The organism is Alteromonas sp. KUL49, from assembly GCF_006538345.1.
Taxonomy (GTDB): domain Bacteria; phylum Pseudomonadota; class Gammaproteobacteria; order Enterobacterales; family Alteromonadaceae; genus Alteromonas.
Genome location: NZ_BJKL01000014.1, coordinates 20,938 through 42,117, shown reverse-complemented (window position 1 = coordinate 42,117; position 21,180 = coordinate 20,938). Strand labels below are relative to the sequence as shown.

Sequence of the window (21,180 nt, the reverse complement as noted above, 5' to 3'; positions counted from 1 at the left end):
TGCGGTCTCTTATCATCGCATGTAATTGAAATCAAAGAATTAAGTTCCATTTTGAGAAACGACTTTCCTAAGTCGAGCTTTCGTGCTCGTTGAACTGTGACGATACGTCTACATATATTTTCTCTACATGATAATCAACAATGTGGCGAGTAGCTAGCCTAAAGAAGTAAAAAACTTACGTATTAACAAACAAAACCAAAAATATGCACGAAATTTACAAATGGCGTCGAGCAATTCATTAATCATGCATTTTTACTATCTTATGGTATTCTACTCGCAACTTGCTATATGGACATGACAATAGATGTTATTCAAATTTCGCTTTCTAATGAGCACTTTGCTAGTGGTTAGTTGCGGAGGGTGTAGCTCTCTTCCCAAAGAAACCACTGCCGACTTACCTCTGATTCATTCGTCACTCTCTTTTTCACTATCAGCGGAAGAGACAGCACTTTCGCCCAGTGTTCAGGTTGATGGGAATAGTATTTTTATCGGAGGTACTCGTCATAATATCACGTCGAGATATACTTCAATCACGGGAAAGAATTGCGTCCGTTTTTCAACGCCCAATACCAGTTTGAAAGTTGCTTGCCAAAGTAACGGTCAGTGGAATTATCTCAAAGCCCTAGTTCAAGAAGACCATAAGTAAACGGTTTAGCACAATGAAATTTCAAAAATTCTATATCGGTTTAGCTGCAAGTCTTTTGTTCGTTTTCAATGTGAATAGCCAGACATTGGAACAACTAGAGACACTTCGCTCACAAGCACTTCAAGGTAATACTCAGACTTCTGTTGGTACCATCTCTCCACTGAACATTCAGTCTCAGCGTACGTTGCCAGGTGCGACATCGCCTATGAGTCAAACCGGGCAATTTACGACTCAGCCCAGAAGCGGTCGAGTTTTACCCGGCGAGCCAACTCTTGATACCGTTTTTCCGATGACGGAGGCAATGGATAATCCTCCATTTGCCGCTAATTTGTTTATTGGAGGTTTCGAATCTGAGCGCACAGACGGGTTAAATGAGAATTACCTTATCGCTCCCGGAGATAAAATATCGATTTGGATCTGGGGAACGGTGAACTTCTCTGATGTTGTTACTGTTGATAATCAGGGCAATATTTTTATCCCTAATGTCGGACCAATAAGCGTTTCGGGAACTCCGGCGGGAAATATAAACCAAACTGTAAGCGCGAAGATCGGTCAAGTATATACCAGCGGCGTCAATATATATGTAAACCTTTTAACCTCAACACCGGTGTCCGTGTACATAACCGGCCCAGTTATTAGGCCTGGTCAATATGCCGGATTAGCATCTGACAGCGTTCTATACTATTTGAAGCGAGCTGGCGGAATAGACTTCAAACGTGGAAGCTTCAGGAAAATCGATATTGTTCGTGAAGGCGACGTTGTCGCTACCGCAGATCTTTACGCGTTTTTCAAGGATGGAAGACTTCCTTCTATATCATTTGAAGATGGAGATATTATCCTTGTCCATCCAATAGGCGAGACAATAAGTATATCAACTGGCGCAAGAAACAGTTTTACTTTTGAAGTCACTGAAAGTGAAAAAAATGGAGCATCTGTTACTCATTATTCCAGACCAGCTGACCATATATCACATGCATCAATCTCAGGAGTTAGAAACAACACTCAGTTTGCCAGATATGTACCACTGGCCGAATTCGAATCTCTGGTGCTTCAAAGTGGTGACAATGTTGAATACGTTGCGGACAACGATCCACAGATCTATCGAATCAATATCGCAGGGTCATTTAGAGGGGCATCACAAGTAATGGTCGACAAAGGAACCCGCCTGTTGGATGTCCTAGACCACGTCGCTGCTGATGGAATTTTGTCTGACAGTAAAAATGTATTCTTGCTAAGAGAAAGTGTTGCGGTTAAGCAAAAAGAAATTATTGAGCAGGGACTGCAACGCCTAGAGAGGAGCATGTATACAGCGCCAATCGCTTCAACGGGTGAGGGTGCAATACGTGTTCAAGAAGCGCAAATGGTCTCCGACTTCATTGCACGAGCACGCCAAGTAGAACCTCTCGGCAGAGTAGTTGTATCCGAGGCGGGACAGATCGCAAATATCCTCCTTGAACCGAATGATACAATTGTGATTCCGACGACCACTGACTTGATACATGTTGGTGGTGAAGTGCTACTTCCTCAATCTTTGGTATTCAATCCTGAAGCAAATGCTGAAGACTACATCGCTTGGGCCGGAGGTTTTACTGAACGTGCGGAAGATGAGAAAATTCTTGTTATAAAATCGAATGGCAGCGTTGTGCTTGCATCTGTAGGCGATTCAACCTGGTTGAATAGTGGACATCAAACCAGCTTAAGCGCTGGCGACCAAGTCATCGTCTTACCAGCAATCGATCCAAAATTGCTGCAATCTGTTAAAGATATTACCCAAATCATGTATCAAATAGCTATAGCGGCAAATGCTGCAACGAACATAGTTGATAGGGACTAACATGATACCTCTAAGGGATCAGTTTTACGCTTGGAGAAACGTTGTCTTTGCGCTTTTCTTGAGAGAGCTACAAAGCAAATTTAATGACAAATTTGGACTTAGTTGGGCTTTTGTTGAACCTTTTGTTTTTATTTTTACTTTGTCATTTGCTCGTGGAGCGATCTCAGGGGACGATGTACATGGACTACCAGTCGTTATCTTTATGATCGTAGGTATGGTTGGTTATCAGCTATTTATCACTACACTTCAATCAGTATCGATATCAATAAAAAGAAATAAACCTCTGTATGCCTTTAGGCAGGTACAGCCTCTGGCTGCGGTGGTTGGTTCAGGTTTTATAGAGCTCTCAATAAAATGCATCGTTGTAGGTATGCTTTGCGCATCTCTATATTTATTAGGAATGCCAGCTTCCGTTGACGAGACACTCATGCTAATCACTCTGTTCTTTACTCTATGGTTGTTTGGGGTTAGCACCGGTCTAATATTTGGTGTAGCAGCTGCATTTGTACCCGAAGTTGACAAGATCAAGTCACTTGTTACCAGACCTTTGATGTTCATATCTTGTGTTTTTTTAGTTTACAAGACTTTCCAGAGGAGTACTGGCACTACTTAACTTGGAACCCTCTATTACATTTCATTGAGTATGCTCGCTATACAGTCGATGCGGGTTATGGTAATCGAGGGCTATCAATAGAATACATCTTTGGCTCGGCATTAGTAACGCTTTTCTTTAGCTTAGCGCTCTACCATCTCTCTTGGCGAAAGGTGCTAGCTAGATGATATATTTACGCAACGTTACAAAAAGCTATCCTAGTAAACTAGGCAATCAGTATGTGTTCAAAAACTTAAATTTTGATATACCAACGAACACCAATGTAGCCATACTCGGAAAAAATGGTACTGGTAAATCAACATTATTTAGAATGTTGGCAAAGAGCGAATATCCTGACCGTGGCACTATCCAATCGGAAAAATCGCTCTCTTGGCCGGTAGCATTGCAAACTGGTATTCACCCTCAGATGACAGGTAGAGAAAATACGAGATTTATTGGTCGTATAAACAACGTACCTTCACTCAAAGATTATGAGGACAAAGTTCAAGATTTTGCTGAAATTGGACAACGTTATGACCTACCCGTAAAAACCTACTCCGCGGGTATGAGGGCAAAACTCATCTTTGCTTGTTGTATGAATATCAACTTCGACATTTATCTTATCGATGAGGCAACCTCTGTCGGTGATCCTTTGTTTCGGAAAAAAGCAAAATCCTCATTAAAAGAGAAAAGTAAACAAGCGGGCGTGATAATGGTGAGCCACGAGCTCGATCAAATCAGAGAGTTTTGTACCTCGGCTATAATCATTGAGAACGGAGAACTTCATTATTTCAAAGATTTAGAGGAAGGCATTGAACAATACACGCAAGAAAGCGTCACAACTCGTTGAGTCGTAAAATAGGTCCAATTATAGTGGAAAACATACTCAAAAAAACAAGTCGATTTTTATCAGAGCACAAAAGCTATGCACTTTTGCTTCCATGGCTTTTGTATGCAATTTATTTAGTTTTTATCGCTACACCTCAATATGAGAGCAAAAGTCAATTAATAGTAAAATCAACTGAAGGAGGCAGTAGCTTTGATCCCTCTTCCCTTCTGCTATCTACGGTTTCATCAGCAGGGTTCAACACAGAAAGTCAATTAGTCGAAGCGTATATTCAGTCTTACGATATGCTCGAATACTTAGACGAAAAACTGGACTTGCGCGGGCACTATTCTTCCGCCAATGCCGACTTTGCAAGCAAACTCGATGAAGACCATTATCGAGAGGAATTTTATGAGTACTACCTAAGCCATATCTCTGTAACAGTAGACTCGATGTCGTCTTTGATTACTCTGCAAACAAGAGCATTCGACCAATCATTTGCGCAAGCCATCAATGCGGCAATTGTTGAAAAAGCGGAAGAGTTTATAAACACGATAAATAACGATCTTGCGCGTAGCAAACTAGAATTTGCTCAAGGGGAACATGAAATTGTTGAATCAAAACTTCAACAAGCCAAAACCGAACTTCTTGCATTTCAGGCTCGCTACAATGTGTTGGACCCAACCGCTGAGGGCGCAGCTTTTCAACAGATTGCATTTACGCTAGAAGCGACGCTAGCGCAAAAACAAGCAGAACTGAATACAATATCGAGAGTCATGTCTGATAGCGCATCAGAAGTTATAAACCTCAAACGAGAAATTGCAGCACTGGAGAGTCAAATTAGCGCACAAAAGCTGAAGATAAGTATGCCGGAAGAAAATGGTAATCCACTCTCCGTCGGCGAACTGATGGCAAATTATAGTAATCTTCAGGTGCAGCTACAACTTGCAGTACAAGCTTACTCTTCGTCATTAATTACACTCGAAAATGCACGTGTAGAAGCCTATCAAAAGCTTCAGCACTTGGTGACAGTAGAATCCCCTACGCTCCCAGAAGACAACGCCTATCCAACTATTTTGTATAACCTTACCTTGTTTGGAGTAGTACTACTCCTCACCTACGGAATTGTCAGAATAGTATTGGCGACTATCCGAGAGCTATAATTAAAGAACATTCGTGCCAAGGGAGAAATTTCTTGGCACATTTGTTTTAACACGAAAAGTGTCGACCAATTTTTGTACTGAATTATCCCTTCCCTTGTGTCCTATCAAAAGCTCTAGTATAACGGCTAAGCAAACTCGGGGTTTCCCCACGCTACGCTCAGCGTAGTTCATATAAAAAAGATAACAGATTTGGAATAAATCGTGACTACAGATAAAACTAACGACAACAGCTTTTTTGGCCATCCAGGGGGCCTGCGTACGTTGTTCTTCACTGAAATGTGGGAACGCATGAGCTACTACGGTATGCGTGCACTCTTAGTACTATTCATGACTGCCAGCCTGCAAAAAGAGGGGTTAGGCTTTACCGTTGCTACCGCTGGAGCCATATACGGTTTGTATACTGGCGCAGTATACTTTCTAGGATTACCTGGAGGCTGGTTAGCAGACCGACTCATTGGTGGTAAAAAAGCCGTTTGGTATGGCGGTTTAGTCATATTTGCTGGTCACATAGTGCTGGCAATTGACCTACAAAACCTATTTTTTGTCGGATTGATTCTTGTTGCAACGGGTACAGGTCTACTAAAACCCAATATCTCAGCTATGGTTGGTCAGCAGTACGGTGACAATGATGGCCGAAGAGACAGTGGTTATGCTCTTTACTACATGGGCATCAATATCGGCTCGCTCATAGCGTACCTAACGACAGGTTACCTACAAGAGAACTGGGGCTGGCACTATGCATTCGGTATTGCGGCGGTAGGCATGGCATTGGGATTAATCCAATACCATTTCACCAACAACTCACTTTCGTCAGATTCTGTGCTACCAGCAAACCCTTACGAGGGTGCTGCTAAAAGAAAAGCTTGGACGGCAGTATATGCGGTAATTGCTATCGCAGTACTGATTATTGTGCTTGCACACTTGGGTACAATTACGATAGACCCGTTGGCGCTTGCTAAACAAGTGGCAGTATTCTTTACTGCGATTTTCTTCGCTTATTTTGGTTTCATCTATTTCAAAGGCAAATTGAGTGATGATGAAAAACGACGAATGTGGGCATTGTTCCTCGTGTGCGTTGCTTCCGCATGCTTCTGGTCTGGATTCGAGCAAGCAGGCTCGTCTCTCAACCTATTCGCCCAGGATTACACAGCAAGAGCATTATCTGATGGGTCGTTACTCACTTCATGGTTCGGATTATCCTCTATCCCTACTGTGTGGTTCCAACTGTCTAATTCTTTGTTTATCATCATCTTGTCGCCGTTCTTCGCCGCACTTTGGATAAACCTAGCCAAGCGAATGATAGACCCGTCTTACACACTCAAATGCGCTATCGGTATCGTCATCATGGCGAGTGGTTTCATTGTTATGTTCATGGCTTCTCAATACGCAGCTCAAGGACTTAAAGTGGCACCTATGTGGCTGGTTACTACTTATTTCCTTCATACTGTTGGTGAGCTGTGTCTTAGTCCAGTAGCACTTAGTGCTGTAAGCAAATTATCGCCAAAACGTTTTGCCGGCCAGATGATGGGCGTTTTTGTTTTAACCTATTCAATCGGAAACATTATCGCTGGCTTGCTCTCTGGTAACTTTGACCCAGAAAATGTGCAAGAAATGCCAAACCTTTACCTTCAAATTGCACTATTCAGTATTGCGATAGGTATTGTCATTGCATTATTTAACTTCAAATCACGCGTATGGGAAAAATCTGGTCTACAGGACTCAGCGTAACGTTTGAATTATTCATCGAAAATAAAAATCCGATATCTAGGTTAGATATCGGATTTTTTGTATTAGGTGTTTTATCCAGCAAAGCTATCACCTACAATGGTGAAGTAACAGATGTGAAAACTAGGTGTAACGAGAACACGATGACATTTTACTTTTCGACCCGTCATATTCCTGCATTAAAAGGACTTCCTTTAACAGAGAGGGTTAAACGTTTACACTCAGCTTCTAAGCAGTTGTCAGTACCAGAAAAAACACTGTTAAACGTATTAAAGCTATTAGTTATTGTGCCTGCCTTCGCGTTTATCCTTCAAACGGCCAATAACTGGACATCAATTTTATGGGCTGGGTTAGTTTTTTTATGTTATCCGCTCATCGTAAAACCAATACAACATTCAATTAGCGCAAAGTACTTGCCACCATTATCTGAAAAGGAGTAAACATGAAGACTATATTAGTTACCGGCGGCGCGGGCTATATAGGCAGTCACACTGTATTACAATTACTGGAGCAAGACTTTAACGTCGTCGTTTTAGATAACCTTTGCAACGCGAGCGCTGAGTCTTTGCGACGTGTCGAACAACTTACCAACAAAACCGTTACCTTTGTTCAGGGTGATATTCGTGACACCGCCGTATTAGACGGTATTTTTAGTGAGCATGATATCTTCGCGACTATTCATTTTGCAGGCTTAAAAGCGGTTGGAGAATCAGTTCAGAAGCCTTTGTCATATTACGAGAACAACGTCTACGGCACACTAACGCTGTGCCAGGCAATGCAACGTCACAATGTAAAGAACATAGTGTTTAGTTCATCAGCCACTGTGTACGGCGACCCCACAGCCTTACCATTACGTGAAAATATGGCCACAGGTGAACCTACCAATCCGTATGGAATGTCTAAGCTAATGGTCGAACACGTATTATCCGACCTTTACAACTCTGATAACGACTGGAACATAGTACTGCTTCGCTATTTCAACCCAGTAGGTGCCCACCCGTCGGGTCAAATTGGGGAAGATCCCAATGGTATTCCTAACAACCTGATGCCTTATATTTCTCAAGTAGCAACAGGTAAGCTTGCTGAACTGGGTGTATTTGGTGACGATTATGACACGCCTGATGGCACAGGCGTACGCGATTATATTCACGTGGAAGATTTAGCTAATGGTCATTTAAAAGCCTTGAGTCGTCTTGAGAAAGGACAAGGACTAGATAAATACAATCTAGGTACCGGTCAAGGCTATTCAGTGCTAGATATGGTGAAAGCTTTCGAAAAAGCGAGCGGTAAAACTATTCCTTATGCCATTAAACCAAGGCGTAGTGGTGATATAGCGGCTTGTTATGCAGACCCTGTGCTTGCGAGTGAAGAGTTGGGTTGGACTGCCGTCAAGGGGCTTGACGAAATGTGTGCAAGTACATGGAACTGGCAATCACAAAACCCAATGGGGTACCCCAAATAAACTGCCATTAACTCAGATGAAAAAGCCCCAATTAATGGGGCTTTTCTTTATCTTGGTCTTCAGAGCCATCAGAGTCTTCTTCAAAGTCACCAAACATAGCCTCGAACTCAGCAAAATCATCCAGAGCTTCGTCTATATTATCATCCTCTAAATTGGCCCCATCAGTCACCAAAAATTCAAGTCGTGCAAAATACGCGTCTCTGACAAATGCGTATTCATCAAGAGATTGAGCAAGTTGCCCTTCTTGCTCTATCAGTGCAGCTCGATTTTCAAGTAAAGAAACTACATACCGAGCAACGGCAAAGTTCCCCTCTATAATTGCCATTGGATAAACCATGCCATCAACAACATCGCCTGAAAAACTACGAGGATCATTCGGGCCGAGCGCAGGAAGCATCATGTAAGGGCCTGTATCGACCCCCCAAACTCCGAGTGTCTCTCCGAATTCTTCTTGCTTCATATCAATGCCAAGTTTAGTTGCGACATCAATCGTGCCAAACACTCCAACGCTAGTGTTCAACATAAAACGTGCAAGGCTGTCCATACCATCATCGACTTTGCCTTGAAAAACGTTATTCATGAAGTTAGCGGGTTCTTGCAAATTGTTGGCAGCATTCAGTAAGCCCGTACGAGCGAACTGAGGCATTACAGTTACATAGCCTACGGTGATTGGACGTAAGAGATATCTGTCCAACACATTCCAATTTATATCCCACATCACGCGATTAATTGGCTCAAAAGGGTCTCTTTCTTCCCCCGTATTATCGCTTCTGGCTTGTTCGACACCGTTTTGGCTTGCACAACCTCCAAGCGTGGCGAGAACAACAACAAGCGTTATCAAGGATTTAGCAAATTGCATAATTAAGGTATTTCCCTATTTATCAGTATATTAGCATCAACAACTGTATTGCTGATGACGTCCAATTCAACACTGCCTTCGAAATCTCCAGACGCTGCGACCACATTTTCATCAACCGAAATCCTAGCGGTTAACTTTGCAACGCTCAGTGTGTCCAGTGTGAATTGCGGAAGCATCGCATTATCCGTGTTTAGCATTACACTAACAGGAAAAACTTGTAACGGCATTTTAACGACGGCTGCAGGCATACGATTATCGGTTTGAGCATCTTGAGCGAATACAATCAAATAACCTGATTCGGGTAGCTCTTTCTCAATTGCAGGGTCTATATCTACGACTATTGTGACTCCTGTTTTTACGACAGGTTCATTGTTATTACCTGAGGCAAGTTCAGCGGGTATCAATCCCGCTGTTGAACCACTCATTTCCGCGATACGACTGCGTAGACGTTCCTTGACCTCATTGCCATCAGGGAGTTTGTCTTTCACTCTCTCGAAGTGCAACTGCGTACTGGTCAAATCACCCAGTTGGGCCGAGACTACTGCTGTCATCAGGTTTAAGTTGTCGTTCTCCGGTTGCCCAACGAGCAGTTCCTTTAACAGCTGTTGAGCTCTTTCCATTACGGTAATGTCGCCCGATGTCATCAACACTTGTGCAAGCATTATCTTGTAGCTGTCATTGTCAGGCGACAAAGCTAAGGCCTTATCCATCGCTTCCATCGCTTGTTGATCTTGCCCTACTGACATCCACAATCGACCAAGGTACATCCAGCCTTGATCATCTTCAGGGTTGTCTCGTAACCGTTGTCGAATAGCTAACGTTAAGTTGGAAATATCTTCCGCCGTAAGGTCAGAACCACCACTTGCCAACTGAGCACTAAGTGTTGGCAACGCCTCGATAGCACCTTGTCCACGGGTCATGGGAGTTAACTGGTTTACATTGAGATACAGAACAATACCGGTGCCAAACGCTATAAGTGCACCGACGATAATAGGAATCGATGCTCCCCCTTTCGCTGTCGATGAAAACTCGCTTTCATCAACCAAAGCCAACTTGAGTTCCTTAATCGCCGACTGCTTATCAGACTCTAGCAAGAGTCCTTCATTCGTTTCTCGTTCAAGTTCACTCAGTCGCTGTTTGACTATCTGAGTATTGCTAATACTATCGGCTTGCGCGTGATTTTTCCTTTTCAACCATGGAAAGGCGATACAAAGGGCCACGAAGGTCATAAGACCAGAAACTATCAAATAAAATTCTGACCAACTCATTATTTCTCTTGCTCCAGCATGGCGTTCGCTTTTGCCAACTTCGCTTCTATATCTTCTTGAGTTGAGGTTTTTTTCCGAAACACAACAAATAGCAATGCCAGCAACACAAACATGACAGGGGTTAACCAAAGCCATAACGTTGCAAAAGTTACCGGTGGCTTGTAATGAACAAAATCGCCATACCGCACCTTCATGTAATTAATAACTTGTTGTTCACTCTTGCCTTCTTGCACCAGTGTATAAACTTTACGTCGCATATCATGAGCAATCATTGCATCACTATCTGCAATGTTTTGGTTCTGACACATGGGGCAACGCAACTCTTGAGTTAATGTGAGAAATGTCTCCCGCTGCTGGGGCGTATCAAACTCATAACTATCTTCAGTAGCTAGCACCAAGTTCGATAGAACTAATAGTGTTAATAGTAACCACCTCACAACTCACCTCCCTGCGACTCAGCTAGCGGTTTATTTTTCTCTTGAAGTAAAACATCATAGAGAGGTTTAATCTTATTGGCCCAAACTCTCTCATTGATATCACCCACGTGATGCATCCGAATAACACCATTGGCATCAATCAGAAAATGCTCCGGTGCACCAGTAACTCCAAGGTCAAGTGAAGTGTCTCGATATACGTCGAAGATATTAAACTGGTAAGGGTTACCAAAGCGCCCAAGCATGGAAATTACTTCCTGTTGCACTCTCGACAGCGTCTTTGTACCAAAATCAGGATCGAGATCTTGATCAAAATACAAACCCACAAACCGCACTTGTTCAGCCTCTTTCAAGTGGGTCAAGAAGGGAAGCTCTACCGCGCAAGTAACACACCATACGCCCCAAACATTCAAAATGGTGACCTCACCGCGAAATACATCGGGCGTATATAACCTAGTGGGTGTCATTAAATCGGGGAGTTCAAATGATGGCACAGGGTTGTCTTTTGCCTGAGAGTCTAGCGTTCGAGGGTCAGAAAATAGCCCTTGAAAAAGAAACACGATCAACACGCAAAATAGGGCCAAAGGAATAACTAAGAGAGCAGATTTTTTCATTGTAGCGCTTCCTCAGCTTCTGAGTCTGATGAACGACTCAGTACCTTTTTAATTTTTGCCTTTTTTGCCATGCGATAACGTTTGTCGGAGATGGAGAATACTCCACCTATGGCCATAATTAATGCTCCCCACCATAACCAGGTTACAAAGGGTTTGATGTAAACTCTTACCGCCCAGGCGCCATTATCCAAAGGTTCACCCAATGCGATAAATACGTCTCTCGCCAAGTTCGTGTCAATCGCCGCCTCTGTCATAGGCATACGTTGAACTAGGTATAGCCGTTTCTCTGGTCGTAACTCAGCGACTATTGCGCCCCGTTGTTGCACAGTAAACACGCCAACATCTGCCAGGTAATTTGGGCCTTCCTCTTTCGTCAGTCCGTTAAAGTTAATCGTGTAATCAGAAACGTTAAGCGAATCGCCTACATTCATTCTGACATCGCGTTCAACTTCATAGTTCGACACTAGGGTCACACCGATAAGTAGTACGGCAAAGCCTAAATGTCCTAACACCATGCCCCAATGGCTGGGTGTTAGTTTGCGCAAAAGAGCAAACACCGACGCATTGCCAGACTGAGAAGAAATACGCTGCATAACTTCTTGAACCGTGGTGATCAAAATCCAGAACACTAATACCATACCGAGCATACCCATGTAGGCCGCTTCGTCATATGCAAAGTTAATAAGTACTCCAGCACTTAATGCAAGTCCACCCGCTATCAACAGTTGATTCTGTAGCGCTTTAGCTGATTGTTGTTTCCAACGAGTAAGAGGCCCTAAACCTAAAAACAAAACAAATGGCACAATGAGCAGGGTAAACATTTGATTAAAGAAGGGAGCCCCGACAGAAATGCTGCCTAGCCCAAGTTCTTTGTGTACCAGAGGCAATAGTGTTCCAAGCAATACAACAATAGTTGCAGCACATAAAAAGACATTGTTGCCAATTAATAAGACTTCGCGGGAAAATACTTTGTAATGACCAGCGCTCTTTAGTGAAGAAGCCCGAAGAGCGTACAAAAACAATGCAAACCCACTCAATACAACCAGGATACCTAAGATAAATAAGCCTCGTTCTGGGTCACTGGCAAAAGAGTGCACTGAAACAATCACACCTGAACGAACGAGGAAAGTGCCCAGCAAGCTCAAAGAAAATGCAGCAATCGCCAAAAGCACTGTCCACGACTTAAACGCCTTACGCTTTTCGGTCACCGCAAGAGAATGCATTAACGCGGTACCCACTAACCAAGGCATGAAAGAAGCGTTCTCAACTGGGTCCCAAAACCACCAGCCGCCCCAACCAAGCTCGTAATATGCCCACCAACTGCCAAGTGCAATGCCTACGGTTAAAAACTGACCATGCAGAAATCACCCATGGACGAGACCAACGCGCCCACGTTGAATCCAATTGACCAGAAATCAATGCAGAAACGGCAAAAGCAAACGCTACAGAGAACCCTACATACCCCATATACAACATAGGCGGATGTATGATCATACCGAAATCTTGTAACAGTGGGTTTAGATCTCTCCCATCCACAGGGAAAAACGGCAGCATGCTATTAAACGGGTTAGAAGTTAACAGCATAAATAGGTAAAAGCCGATACTGACCATACCCAACACCGAAAGCACTCGCGCAACCATGGCCAGCGGGATACCTCGACTAAATATAGCAACGGCTACCGTCCATACAGATAGCATCAACACCCACAATAGAAATGAACCTTCGTGGCCACCCCATACCGCGGTGATTTTGTAATATATTGGTAACTTGCTATTGGAGTGCTGTGCAACATAGGCCACACTGAAATCGTCAGTAACAAAAGAGTATGTTAAGCAAACGTAGGCAATAAGGGTGAGTGTAAACAAACCAACTGCGAGTGGCTTAGCGCTCGCCATTAAGGCTTCATGTTGTCGTTGTGCTCCCCATAGAGGATATATGGCTAGAAGAATAGAAACGACCAAAGCGAGAGTAAGTGCAATATTTCCTATTTCGGGTATCACAGCTAGTTGCCTCCGTTGCCATAAGTATCAACATCACTGGGCTTAACGTGCTTAATTCCTTTCATCTTTTCGGCCAACTCTGGCGGCATATATTCTTCATCATGCTTGGCTAATACCTGTTGAGCTCGAATTTTTGTAGGTGATACCAACACGCCAGTAGCCACAATACCCTGCCCCTCTCTAAACAAATCAGGTAATACGCCATTATATTCAACGGTGACAATTGGCCCTGTATCGATCAAATCGAATGACACATCTAGCGTTTGAGAATCTCTATTTACACTCCCCTCAACGACCATACCGCCAATACGTAAGCGCTGACCAACCTGAGGAATCTGCCCTTGCTTACCCTCGATAATTTCACTGGGGGTATAGAACAAATCAATACTGTCGTTTAGTGCGTACAGCATCAAACCAATAGCGCCAAACACTAACACACCTACAATACCAACAGCGGCTAATCTCTGTTTTCTTCTTGGATTCATCTATCAACTCACTACAACATTCATTCGGATACGTCGATTAAAGTCTGCTTGGACTTCGTTTTAGATTTTTTAATACGTTCTTGGCGTGCTTGTTCTTTCACTATACTTTTTAATAAATTTCGGTGTTCGAGGACCGACTGAGTCACAATCCCCACGAGTGCAACGAACGTAACGCCGTAGGCAAGCCAGACGTAAAAGGCATACCCACCCATGTGCAAAAATTCAGAAAAACTATCAAATTGCATCTGAGGACACTCCATCGTTACTCACTAATTTTTGTACCCAAGGACGATGCATCTCTCGGCGGACAATTTCGCTTTTAAGTCTTACTGTGCTTACTGCGGCAATAAAAAATGCAAAGCCTGCTAGGCAAATTAATAGTGGCCAAAGCATAGGATCGGCAACGTCTGGCTTATCCACTTTGCTAATACTTGCCCCTTGATGGAGGGTGTTCCACCACACCACGGAATAATGAATAATCGGCACATTAACTACACCAACAAGCGCCATAACACCCGCAGCCTTTCCAGCTTGCTGTTTGTCGTCAAACACGCCATAAAGTGCAATAACACCAATATATAAAAAAAGTAAAATAAGCTCTGAGGTAAGACGAGCGTCCCAAATCCACCAGGTACCCCACATAGGCTTGCCCCATGCAGCGCCAGTAAACAAAGCCACAAAAGTAACGACAGCCCCCACCGGAGCTATGGCTATCATTGTCATAAATGCAGTGCGCCACTGCCAGACTATACCCACAAGGGCAGCCACCGCCATCGCCACATAAGCTCCCATGGATAAAATCGCGCTGGGTACGTGAATGTAGATAATACGAACAGACTCAAACTGTTGATAATCTTGCGGTGCAAACACTAATCCCCAAACCACACCTACGGATAAGAACACACAAGTACCGGCCCAAAACCAAGGTAGTAACGTGTTGCACAACGCATAAGCGTTTTCTGTTTTAGCGTAGGGGTGTAACCATTTCCACATCAGTTTTGACTCACTTTAAGAGAATAAGCAATTGCGAAGGGTGAGAATGCCACAGCCAGCAATAACATGGCAGCAATGATAGCAAGCTGTGAAAAATAAGGTAATTGCAGTGCGGCAGAATCCACCGCAGACGTGGCGAATATCAATAACGGAATAAATATTGGAATGAGCAACAGTGCCAGCAGTACGCCTCCCCGACTTACACCGACAGTTAAACCTACTGCAATTGCGCCGATCATAGAAATGAGTGGCGTCCCTAACAGCAAGGTCATTAGCAATGCAATATACATGTCGACGGTCATATGTAAAAACATCGACAACAAAGGGGAAAGCAAAAGCAAAGGCACCGCACTGACTAACCAATGAACGGTTATTTTTACGGCAACCACAAGGTTTAAGTTCAGTCCACTCAACATGAGTTGCTCCAATGAACCATCATTAAAATCATCCCTAAAAAGCCGTTCCATTCCCAACAGGGAAGACAATATCGCAGCAACCCATATCACACCTGGGCCGATCATTTGTAAGATTTCAGGAGCAGGGCCAACGCCAATAGGAAACAAGCTGACCACCAACACAAGAAACATGAGTGGTTGCAGCAATTCCGCTTTCTGACGAAAAGCTAGCGTGAGGTCCCGTTTAAACACCCCGGTGTACAGCGAACTCATAAACTGTACTCCAAATCAAAGACTTGATGTTTACCCGCACTCGGAGAAAGCGCTTGGTGAGACGTGGTAATGATCATTCCACCGTCGCTACAATGGGAAGCAAATAAGCTTTCTAATAACGCGATACCCTCAACGTCAAGCGCGGTAAAAGGCTCATCCAACACCCAAAGTTCTGCAGGCTTTAACCATAAGCGACTCAAAGCCACTCGTCGCTGTTGACCTGCCGATAGAAACTTAACTGGAACGTCTTCTAAACCGACTAACCCAAGGGTTTCTAATACGTCATACAACTTCTGTAAGCTCAGAGATACGCTATGTTGCGCTGCCCAATACTGTAGATTTTCTACTGCAGACATCATGGAGTTGAGTGCGCTTTTATGCCCAAGATAAACAAGGTGGTCGGTATAAGTGGAATCTGGGGAAAATATACTCAAACCGTCGAAGCAAACCTCTCCCTCTTCAGGCATGGTCAACCCGGTTAAAATGCGCAAAAGGCTGGTTTTACCGGCGCCATTTGGGCCTCGGAGGTACAATAACTCACCTTTGGAAACCTGCAATGATAGCTCGGTAAAAAGCAGGCGATCCCGTTTAATACAGGTGAGTTTCGATGCAGATAACCCCGACAATTTACCGCCCTTTGATAAGCTACTAAAAATTCAGCGTAGTTTACCACAACATCACTTCATCGCACCTCCAACCCAAGATGAAAGTCATTAATTATGATTTACTTCAAATCTTACGCTAAGTTGTTGGATAAATAGTACACGCACCGGCCAAAATTTGTCTCATAATAACTAGTAGTGGATTATTAAGAAAAGTAACACCGTTGCCGATAAGCCATTTATGAATACCTTGTTGTCTCAAATTATTTCCCACGCCACATCAAAGTCTGTTGCACCTAGTGACAGTGCATTGTTGGAAGCACTTACCAAATTGAGTCAAATCGAAGGGTTACCACGGGTGCAAATTGAGTCTATCACTAACAGTCTGAAGAACGCCCCAATCATAGCGTTGAAGGGTTTAGGTACTGAGACCCTGCAACTAAAACTACCGCCTTCACTGGCAATACCTCCAGCAAAGCAATGGCAGTTTGCTAAAGTTAATAGTCAAAATGATGCTACTGGTCTGTTAATCGCTCAGTCACTACACAAGTCAACCACGCCTATTTCTGAGTCCAACCTTAAGCTATTGATTCAACAACTATCGACTATGACCTCTCCAACAATAGCTATTGAAACAAAGGTTCAAGGAAAAGTAATTTCGCAGAGCCCAAATGCTTTAGTGATGAAATTAGAAAGCGGTAACAAAGTGTCACTACCACCAGCAGATAAGCCATTGCCAGAGGGGAAAAGTTACTCACTATCTGTAAAAAATAACCTTGGTAACCCCAAACCAGAAGTACAGATTTTACCTGTACTAAATCGGACTAACAGCGCATCAGCCACACCAACCTCTATCGCTTTGAATGAGTCGTCGCAAAAGCGTATTTTGGAACCTATTATCAAAGAAGGGTTGACTCGGGCGGGCGTTATCCTAGTTTCGGATACCTCGCAAAAATCGATGTCTAAAGTTCCTGCGCAAGTGTCTAAAATATTTCCAGAATCTGCCATCAAAGCGGCAGCCTTCGTGAAAGTGAACCATGGACAGCAAGTGATTCAAGCCATAGCTAGTACTCCTCAAATAATGCTATCGGTACCATCACCTCTTCAACTACCTGTTTCAGGCAATAGCCTTCCCGTCGCCAAAGAAGTTCTCGTATCTTTGCCAAAAGCTGAAATTCAGAAAGCCCCTACTGCCGAACTTCCTAAAACAACTATCGGCCAGCCAGTTTCATACAAGACTATTGATGCACCCAAACAAAGCACGACTGCAAACGAAGTCATAAGTGTTAAATCTACCGTTCAAGTTGCCGATCCCACAGAACTAAAAAGAACCGACGTTCATAAGGCAATCATCGATATTTCCCGCGCTTTGCTAACTAAAACAGGTTCCACTAATGCTGCGCTAACTCAGTTAAACGCCGTCCTACAGCAACTGTCCAGTTTACCGCAATCCAATGCAGACGCATCGAATGCCTTGAAAACAATCGCACAACGATTTGCCACAAGCATTAGTGATCTCACCCCCAAACAAGCTAATATTCCTTTGCAATCGCCTGCTACAGATTTAGTCGCAAACAGCCCCAAGGAAGCGCGAGATGCCAGTATTTTACGAATTAAAAATGACGTTATCTCTGCGTTACACGATCGCGTTATTAGCAATGCTAAAATCGATGTAAATAGTGAGAAGTCCCATTTATTGTCAACGAACATTGAGCAGTTACTTCCTTTGGTGAGCAAGAGCAAAAATAGCGCTATGCCTTTGCAAAATATCAAACAACTCACCGCTGAAATAAGTATAGGTAATGAATCCGCGCCACGGTTACCCGATGCGATTGCTCGATTAGTTCAGACATCAGCACTGCCGGTCTCTCCTATACAGCTTACTACCTCGGCACCCGGTAACTCATTCATGCAGGGTATTATTGCTCTGCTGCAAGTGTCATTAGCGTCTAAAGCACTACAAAGAAATCCCTCGTTAAAACAGCAAATTGATGCGCCAAATGGGGTTATTGCAAAAACACTCGGGGTAACCAGTAATAAAGCGCTTCCCAGTAAAGTGCTGCAAGATGTTAGTTCAGCAGATACAAAAGGCCAGCTTCTAGAAAGTTTAAAGACGATTCTCGCTAATCATCAGCAAAACAAACTATCGTCAGCGGAATCCAGAATTAACGGACAAGATAGCTTTTACTATGTTTTACCCTCGCTTTCAGAGAATCGGTTACCGCCAGAAATAAAGATTTACCGTGAGCCTGAACACAAAGAGCATAAAAATACACAGAAAGGGAAACGCAAACTGTGGAATATCACCATGAAATTGGACATAGGTGAGCTGGGCCAATTACTTGCTAAGTCTAAAATTAATGACAACGACATCACACTCGACTTTTACACCTCAAATAAGTTGTTATTGACGAAAGTCGCGGACACTTTACCCTATCTAAAGAGGCGGCTGACTGAGATGGGTCTAATTGTAGACAAGACAAGCGTGCAACAAGGGGTGATACCCACATCTTTAGAGCATCGCCCTCACCACATATTCGAGACGCGAGTATGAGTGAAAAAGCAAAACGCGCTATCGGTTTAAAAATACAACAGGGTAGATAATAAATCTGCCCCGAGCGTAGTATCGAAAGGTTATGGCGATCTAGCGGAAGCCATAATTGCACTTGCTGAAGAAAATGGCGTTTTGGTTCATGAAGATCCTTACTTAAGTAATATATTGAGCACATTGGACGTTGGCCAAGACATACCGGAGGCCCTCTACTTTGTTATTGCAGAACTGCTTGCATACTCTTATGTACTTCAGGGAAAGATCCCGGAGGGATGGGAAAGCGTGCTGGGTAAGGTGAAAACTAGTGCCTGATTCTAAGCACCCAGTACAACTTACAAGTGGCGGTACCGATTACCGCCACTTGATACAATTGCTATCTAAACAGTACTTTCTCTTTGTTGAACCAATAAACACAGAAAGTAATTAGCAATGCTGCGATTGCTGCTGTGGAAGTAAATATTCCAAATAGTGCAAAGTAATCCATCGTACCTTTGAACAGCTCTTTCATGGCAAGAGCTACATTAGTCAACGGTACCCAAACCCAGCCGCCTTTTAACTCCACGCCAGGCATCATTGCAATAAGTACAGGGAATATAATCACCATCACCATGGCACCCATATAACTTTGTGCTTCTTTGAATGACCGCGCATAGATAGACAAAGTGAGTAAGGCAGATGCAAAGATTGCCACAATGGGAATCAACATAAAGAAGATCAGTACAAAATCTAAAATACCAACAAGTGCCATAATTTCAGCAACGAATTCAATAGCCATCCCTTGAGAGATGACAATGCCCCACGTGGCCATTGATGTTACCGTTATTAGTGCGGTGATCAAACCAGCAGCACAAATCGTTAGAAACTTACCCAATACCAATTTATAGCGCTCCATTGGCGATATGAGTAAAGTCTCTAATGTACCTCTCTCTTTTTCGCCAGCTCCTAGGTCTGCTGCAGGTGCCATCGCGCCTTGTAAACAAAGGAAGAAAATAAAATAGGGTAACAAGCCACCAATCCGCTCCCCCCAGACTTCTCGATCATCAGCGATGTTCTCTTTTTCGATAACTAAGGGCTCGATTAGTGCGGCCTGTTGCTCAGTGTTTAAACCCAAAGTTCCGAATGCGGTCGCCTGATACTCTGAAGCAAATTTATCGGTAATATCTGAGACTCGGCTCATGACTTTATTTAAACCTGCATCGTTTAAATACAGCGACAACTTTTGTTGTCCTGATGCCAAGATGTCTCCACCAAACCCTTCGGGTATAACAAGCACAAAATCTAAGGTTTCACTTTTGATGAGGGATGCATAGTCGGTATTGTCGCCAATATCCACGCGCTCAAAATGTTCGGTGTCATCAACAAATGCTTGAGCAATTTGAGGCGCAAACGCATCACCCACGATAGCGTATTGAAGTACTTCACTCTCTGCCTTTTTAATAGCAGAGCTAGTGAAGAACACAGTAACGCCGATAATAAGAGGAAACAACAATACGGGCAAAACCACCATAAACATGATCGTTTTCCTATCGCGAATGAGTTCCTTGAATTCTTTTTTAAAGATTAACCACATTGTTTTCTACCTCCTTGCTGCCTTCCAGTGTTTTTAAGAAGCTTTCATGCATACGTCCACCTGACAAATCACTAAATGCAGACACAGTGTCATCAAACACAGTTTCGCCTAAATTAATCACGACGACTCTGTCACACAAAGTTTGCACCTCGTCTAAGTGATGGGTAGAAAAGATGACTGGCGTCCCTTTGTCTTTTAAACGCTGAATAAACTCCATCACCGTTGAAGTGGCCATAATATCCAGCCCCGTAGTTGGCTCATCTAAAATAACCAATTCAGGTTCATGAATAACCGCACGGGCAATAGATATCTTCTGCTTCATTCCCGATGAAAAATTCTCTGCTCGACGGTCCAAGAAACTATGCATATCAAGAAGGTCTGCCATCTCTGAAATTCGCGCGTCGATTATGTTGTCATCGATACCGTGCAACTGACCAAAATAAGCGATATTTTCGCGCCCAGAAAGACGGCCGTACAAACCAGTAGAACTGGATAAGAAGCCTATTTTCTTTCTAGCGATAAGAGGATTTTCTAGTACATTCTCACCAGCAATTTTCACTGTACCGGCATCAGGGGTAAGTGCCGTAGACAATATACGTAAAGAGGTGGTTTTACCCGCACCGTTCGGCCCAAGTAACCCAAGCACTTGACCTTTTTCACAGGTAAATGACACATCCCGCACTGATTGAAAATAGCGACCTTGTAATCTCGGGTCCTTCTTCTCTTGTTCACTTAGCTTTTTTGGGTTTTCTACTGTAAACCGCTTCGCCAAGCCCGATATTTCTATCATCTTTGATTCCCTTTTCTATCATTAGTCATAATACGCTCATAACGCTACGTAATTACGTTACGCTCGTACGTTAACTTGCTGTTTTGTCGTTAGTATC

General features: G+C 43.4%; 20 protein-coding genes and 2 pseudogenes. 10 read left to right on the top strand and 12 right to left on the bottom strand.

Annotated elements, in window-relative coordinates:
- Positions 1–328 precede the first annotated feature (328 nt).
- The 8 genes from EYS00_RS18845 (at position 329) to galE (ending at position 8,248) form a co-directional block, all read left to right on the top strand.
- Positions 329–646 carry a hypothetical protein gene (locus EYS00_RS18845; protein WP_130639454.1) on the top strand — a complete coding sequence of 106 codons (318 nt, stop codon included), beginning with the start codon at positions 329–331 and terminating at the stop codon, positions 644–646.
- Between the two features lie 13 nt (positions 647–659).
- Complete coding sequence (locus EYS00_RS18840) at positions 660–2,480, top strand: polysaccharide biosynthesis/export family protein (protein WP_130639452.1); 1,821 nt, start codon at positions 660–662, stop codon at positions 2,478–2,480.
- A 1-nt stretch (position 2,481) separates the two neighbouring features.
- On the top strand, positions 2,482–3,093 hold the full coding sequence (locus tag EYS00_RS18835) for an ABC transporter permease (RefSeq protein WP_242618836.1): 612 nt from the start codon (positions 2,482–2,484) through the stop codon (positions 3,091–3,093).
- A gap of 163 nt (positions 3,094–3,256) precedes the next feature.
- The gene (locus tag EYS00_RS18830) at positions 3,257–3,922 is read left to right on the top strand and encodes an ABC transporter ATP-binding protein (RefSeq protein WP_130639450.1); all 666 of its coding nucleotides are present in this window, start codon (positions 3,257–3,259) and stop codon (positions 3,920–3,922) included.
- A 23-nt stretch (positions 3,923–3,945) separates the two neighbouring features.
- Positions 3,946–5,061: a capsule biosynthesis protein gene (locus EYS00_RS18825; protein WP_130639448.1), complete on the top strand. Its 1,116-nt coding sequence runs from the start codon at positions 3,946–3,948 to the stop codon at positions 5,059–5,061.
- 201 nt (positions 5,062–5,262) lie between these two features.
- A complete protein-coding gene (locus EYS00_RS18820) occupies positions 5,263–6,789 on the top strand; it encodes a peptide MFS transporter (protein ID WP_130639446.1) in 1,527 nt (508 codons plus the stop codon).
- Between the two features lie 140 nt (positions 6,790–6,929).
- A complete protein-coding gene (locus tag EYS00_RS20720) occupies positions 6,930–7,226 on the top strand; it encodes a DUF6170 family protein (RefSeq protein WP_130639479.1) in 297 nt (98 codons plus the stop codon).
- Positions 7,227–7,228: 2 nt separating this feature from the next.
- Positions 7,229–8,248 carry a UDP-glucose 4-epimerase GalE gene (gene galE / locus EYS00_RS18810; protein WP_130639444.1) on the top strand — a complete coding sequence of 340 codons (1,020 nt, stop codon included), beginning with the start codon at positions 7,229–7,231 and terminating at the stop codon, positions 8,246–8,248.
- A gap of 31 nt (positions 8,249–8,279) precedes the next feature.
- Here galE and EYS00_RS18805 read toward each other — a convergent pair whose 3' ends face one another.
- The 10 genes and pseudogenes from EYS00_RS18805 to ccmA form a co-directional block, all read right to left on the bottom strand.
- Positions 8,280–9,107, bottom strand: a complete 828-nt coding sequence (locus EYS00_RS18805) for a VacJ family lipoprotein (protein ID WP_130639442.1) — start codon at positions 9,105–9,107, stop codon at positions 8,280–8,282.
- A 2-nt stretch (positions 9,108–9,109) separates the two neighbouring features.
- Positions 9,110–10,375, bottom strand: a complete 1,266-nt coding sequence (gene ccmI, locus EYS00_RS18800; protein WP_130639440.1) for a c-type cytochrome biogenesis protein CcmI — start codon at positions 10,373–10,375, stop codon at positions 9,110–9,112.
- Complete coding sequence (locus EYS00_RS18795; RefSeq protein WP_130639439.1) at positions 10,375–10,812, bottom strand: cytochrome c-type biogenesis protein; 438 nt, start codon at positions 10,810–10,812, stop codon at positions 10,375–10,377. The genes ccmI and EYS00_RS18795 overlap by 1 nt, the downstream gene beginning before the upstream one ends.
- Positions 10,809–11,423 (bottom strand): redoxin family protein, encoded by a 615-nt coding sequence (locus EYS00_RS18790; protein ID WP_130639438.1) that lies wholly within the window; start codon positions 11,421–11,423, stop codon positions 10,809–10,811. The genes EYS00_RS18795 and EYS00_RS18790 overlap by 4 nt, the downstream gene beginning before the upstream one ends.
- Positions 11,420–13,424 (bottom strand): annotated as a pseudogene (locus EYS00_RS18785) (heme lyase CcmF/NrfE family subunit). The gene EYS00_RS18790 and the pseudogene EYS00_RS18785 overlap by 4 nt, the downstream one beginning before the upstream one ends.
- A 2-nt stretch (positions 13,425–13,426) precedes the next feature.
- Positions 13,427–13,909: a cytochrome c maturation protein CcmE gene (gene ccmE, locus EYS00_RS18780; RefSeq protein ID WP_130639437.1), complete on the bottom strand. Its 483-nt coding sequence runs from the start codon at positions 13,907–13,909 to the stop codon at positions 13,427–13,429.
- 20 nt (positions 13,910–13,929) lie between these two features.
- Entirely contained in the window at positions 13,930–14,121 is a 192-nt protein-coding gene (ccmD, locus tag EYS00_RS18775) for a heme exporter protein CcmD (protein WP_307723763.1), read from the bottom strand.
- 22 nt (positions 14,122–14,143) lie between these two features.
- Positions 14,144–14,902 carry a heme ABC transporter permease gene (locus EYS00_RS18770; protein ID WP_130639435.1) on the bottom strand — a complete coding sequence of 253 codons (759 nt, stop codon included), beginning with the start codon at positions 14,900–14,902 and terminating at the stop codon, positions 14,144–14,146.
- Entirely contained in the window at positions 14,902–15,570 is a 669-nt protein-coding gene (ccmB, locus tag EYS00_RS18765; protein WP_130639434.1) for a heme exporter protein CcmB, read from the bottom strand. The genes EYS00_RS18770 and ccmB overlap by 1 nt, the downstream gene beginning before the upstream one ends.
- Complete coding sequence (gene ccmA, locus EYS00_RS18760; protein WP_130639432.1) at positions 15,567–16,196, bottom strand: cytochrome c biogenesis heme-transporting ATPase CcmA; 630 nt, start codon at positions 16,194–16,196, stop codon at positions 15,567–15,569. The genes ccmB and ccmA overlap by 4 nt, the downstream gene beginning before the upstream one ends.
- A gap of 217 nt (positions 16,197–16,413) precedes the next feature.
- Between ccmA and EYS00_RS18755 the strand changes: the two genes are divergently transcribed.
- Both EYS00_RS18755 and EYS00_RS18750 read left to right on the top strand, forming a co-directional pair.
- The gene (locus EYS00_RS18755) at positions 16,414–18,726 is read left to right on the top strand and encodes a flagellar hook-length control protein FliK (RefSeq protein WP_130639430.1); all 2,313 of its coding nucleotides are present in this window, start codon (positions 16,414–16,416) and stop codon (positions 18,724–18,726) included.
- 93 nt (positions 18,727–18,819) lie between these two features.
- Positions 18,820–19,035, top strand: a pseudogene (locus tag EYS00_RS18750) (EscU/YscU/HrcU family type III secretion system export apparatus switch protein); the annotation flags it as partial.
- Positions 19,036–19,096: 61 nt separating this feature from the next.
- On the opposite strand, the gene EYS00_RS18745 reads toward EYS00_RS18750, so the two are convergent.
- On the bottom strand, positions 19,097–20,293 hold the full coding sequence (locus tag EYS00_RS18745; protein ID WP_130639428.1) for an ABC transporter permease: 1,197 nt from the start codon (positions 20,291–20,293) through the stop codon (positions 19,097–19,099).
- Complete coding sequence (locus EYS00_RS18740) at positions 20,277–21,083, bottom strand: ABC transporter ATP-binding protein (protein WP_130639426.1); 807 nt, start codon at positions 21,081–21,083, stop codon at positions 20,277–20,279. Before EYS00_RS18740 ends, EYS00_RS18745 begins: the two co-directional genes overlap by 17 nt.
- Positions 21,084–21,180: the final 97 nt, after the last annotated feature.

Bases quoted from the DNA above. Each gene is read 5' to 3' on its own strand.
- EYS00_RS18845 (WP_130639454.1), top strand. From the start codon at position 329: ATGAGCACTTTGCTAGTGGTTAGTTGCGGAGGGTGTAGCTCTCTTCCC.
- EYS00_RS18840 (WP_130639452.1), top strand. From the start codon at position 660: ATGAAATTTCAAAAATTCTATATCGGTTTAGCTGCAAGTCTTTTGTTC.
- EYS00_RS18835 (WP_242618836.1), top strand. From the start codon at position 2,482: ATGATACCTCTAAGGGATCAGTTTTACGCTTGGAGAAACGTTGTCTTT.
- EYS00_RS18830 (WP_130639450.1), top strand. From the start codon at position 3,257: ATGATATATTTACGCAACGTTACAAAAAGCTATCCTAGTAAACTAGGC.
- EYS00_RS20720 (WP_130639479.1), top strand. From the start codon at position 6,930: ATGACATTTTACTTTTCGACCCGTCATATTCCTGCATTAAAAGGACTT.
- galE (WP_130639444.1), top strand. From the start codon at position 7,229: ATGAAGACTATATTAGTTACCGGCGGCGCGGGCTATATAGGCAGTCAC.
- EYS00_RS18805 (WP_130639442.1), bottom strand. From the start codon at position 9,107: ATGCAATTTGCTAAATCCTTGATAACGCTTGTTGTTGTTCTCGCCACG.
- ccmI (WP_130639440.1), bottom strand. From the start codon at position 10,375: ATGAGTTGGTCAGAATTTTATTTGATAGTTTCTGGTCTTATGACCTTC.
- EYS00_RS18790 (WP_130639438.1), bottom strand. From the start codon at position 11,423: ATGAAAAAATCTGCTCTCTTAGTTATTCCTTTGGCCCTATTTTGCGTG.
- ccmE (WP_130639437.1), bottom strand. From the start codon at position 13,909: ATGAATCCAAGAAGAAAACAGAGATTAGCCGCTGTTGGTATTGTAGGT.
- ccmD (WP_307723763.1), bottom strand. From the start codon at position 14,121: ATGGGTGGGTATGCCTTTTACGTCTGGCTTGCCTACGGCGTTACGTTC.
- EYS00_RS18770 (WP_130639435.1), bottom strand. From the start codon at position 14,902: ATGTGGAAATGGTTACACCCCTACGCTAAAACAGAAAACGCTTATGCG.
- ccmB (WP_130639434.1), bottom strand. From the start codon at position 15,570: ATGAGTTCGCTGTACACCGGGGTGTTTAAACGGGACCTCACGCTAGCT.
- EYS00_RS18755 (WP_130639430.1), top strand. From the start codon at position 16,414: ATGAATACCTTGTTGTCTCAAATTATTTCCCACGCCACATCAAAGTCT.
- EYS00_RS18745 (WP_130639428.1), bottom strand. From the start codon at position 20,293: ATGTGGTTAATCTTTAAAAAAGAATTCAAGGAACTCATTCGCGATAGG.
- EYS00_RS18740 (WP_130639426.1), bottom strand. From the start codon at position 21,083: ATGATAGAAATATCGGGCTTGGCGAAGCGGTTTACAGTAGAAAACCCA.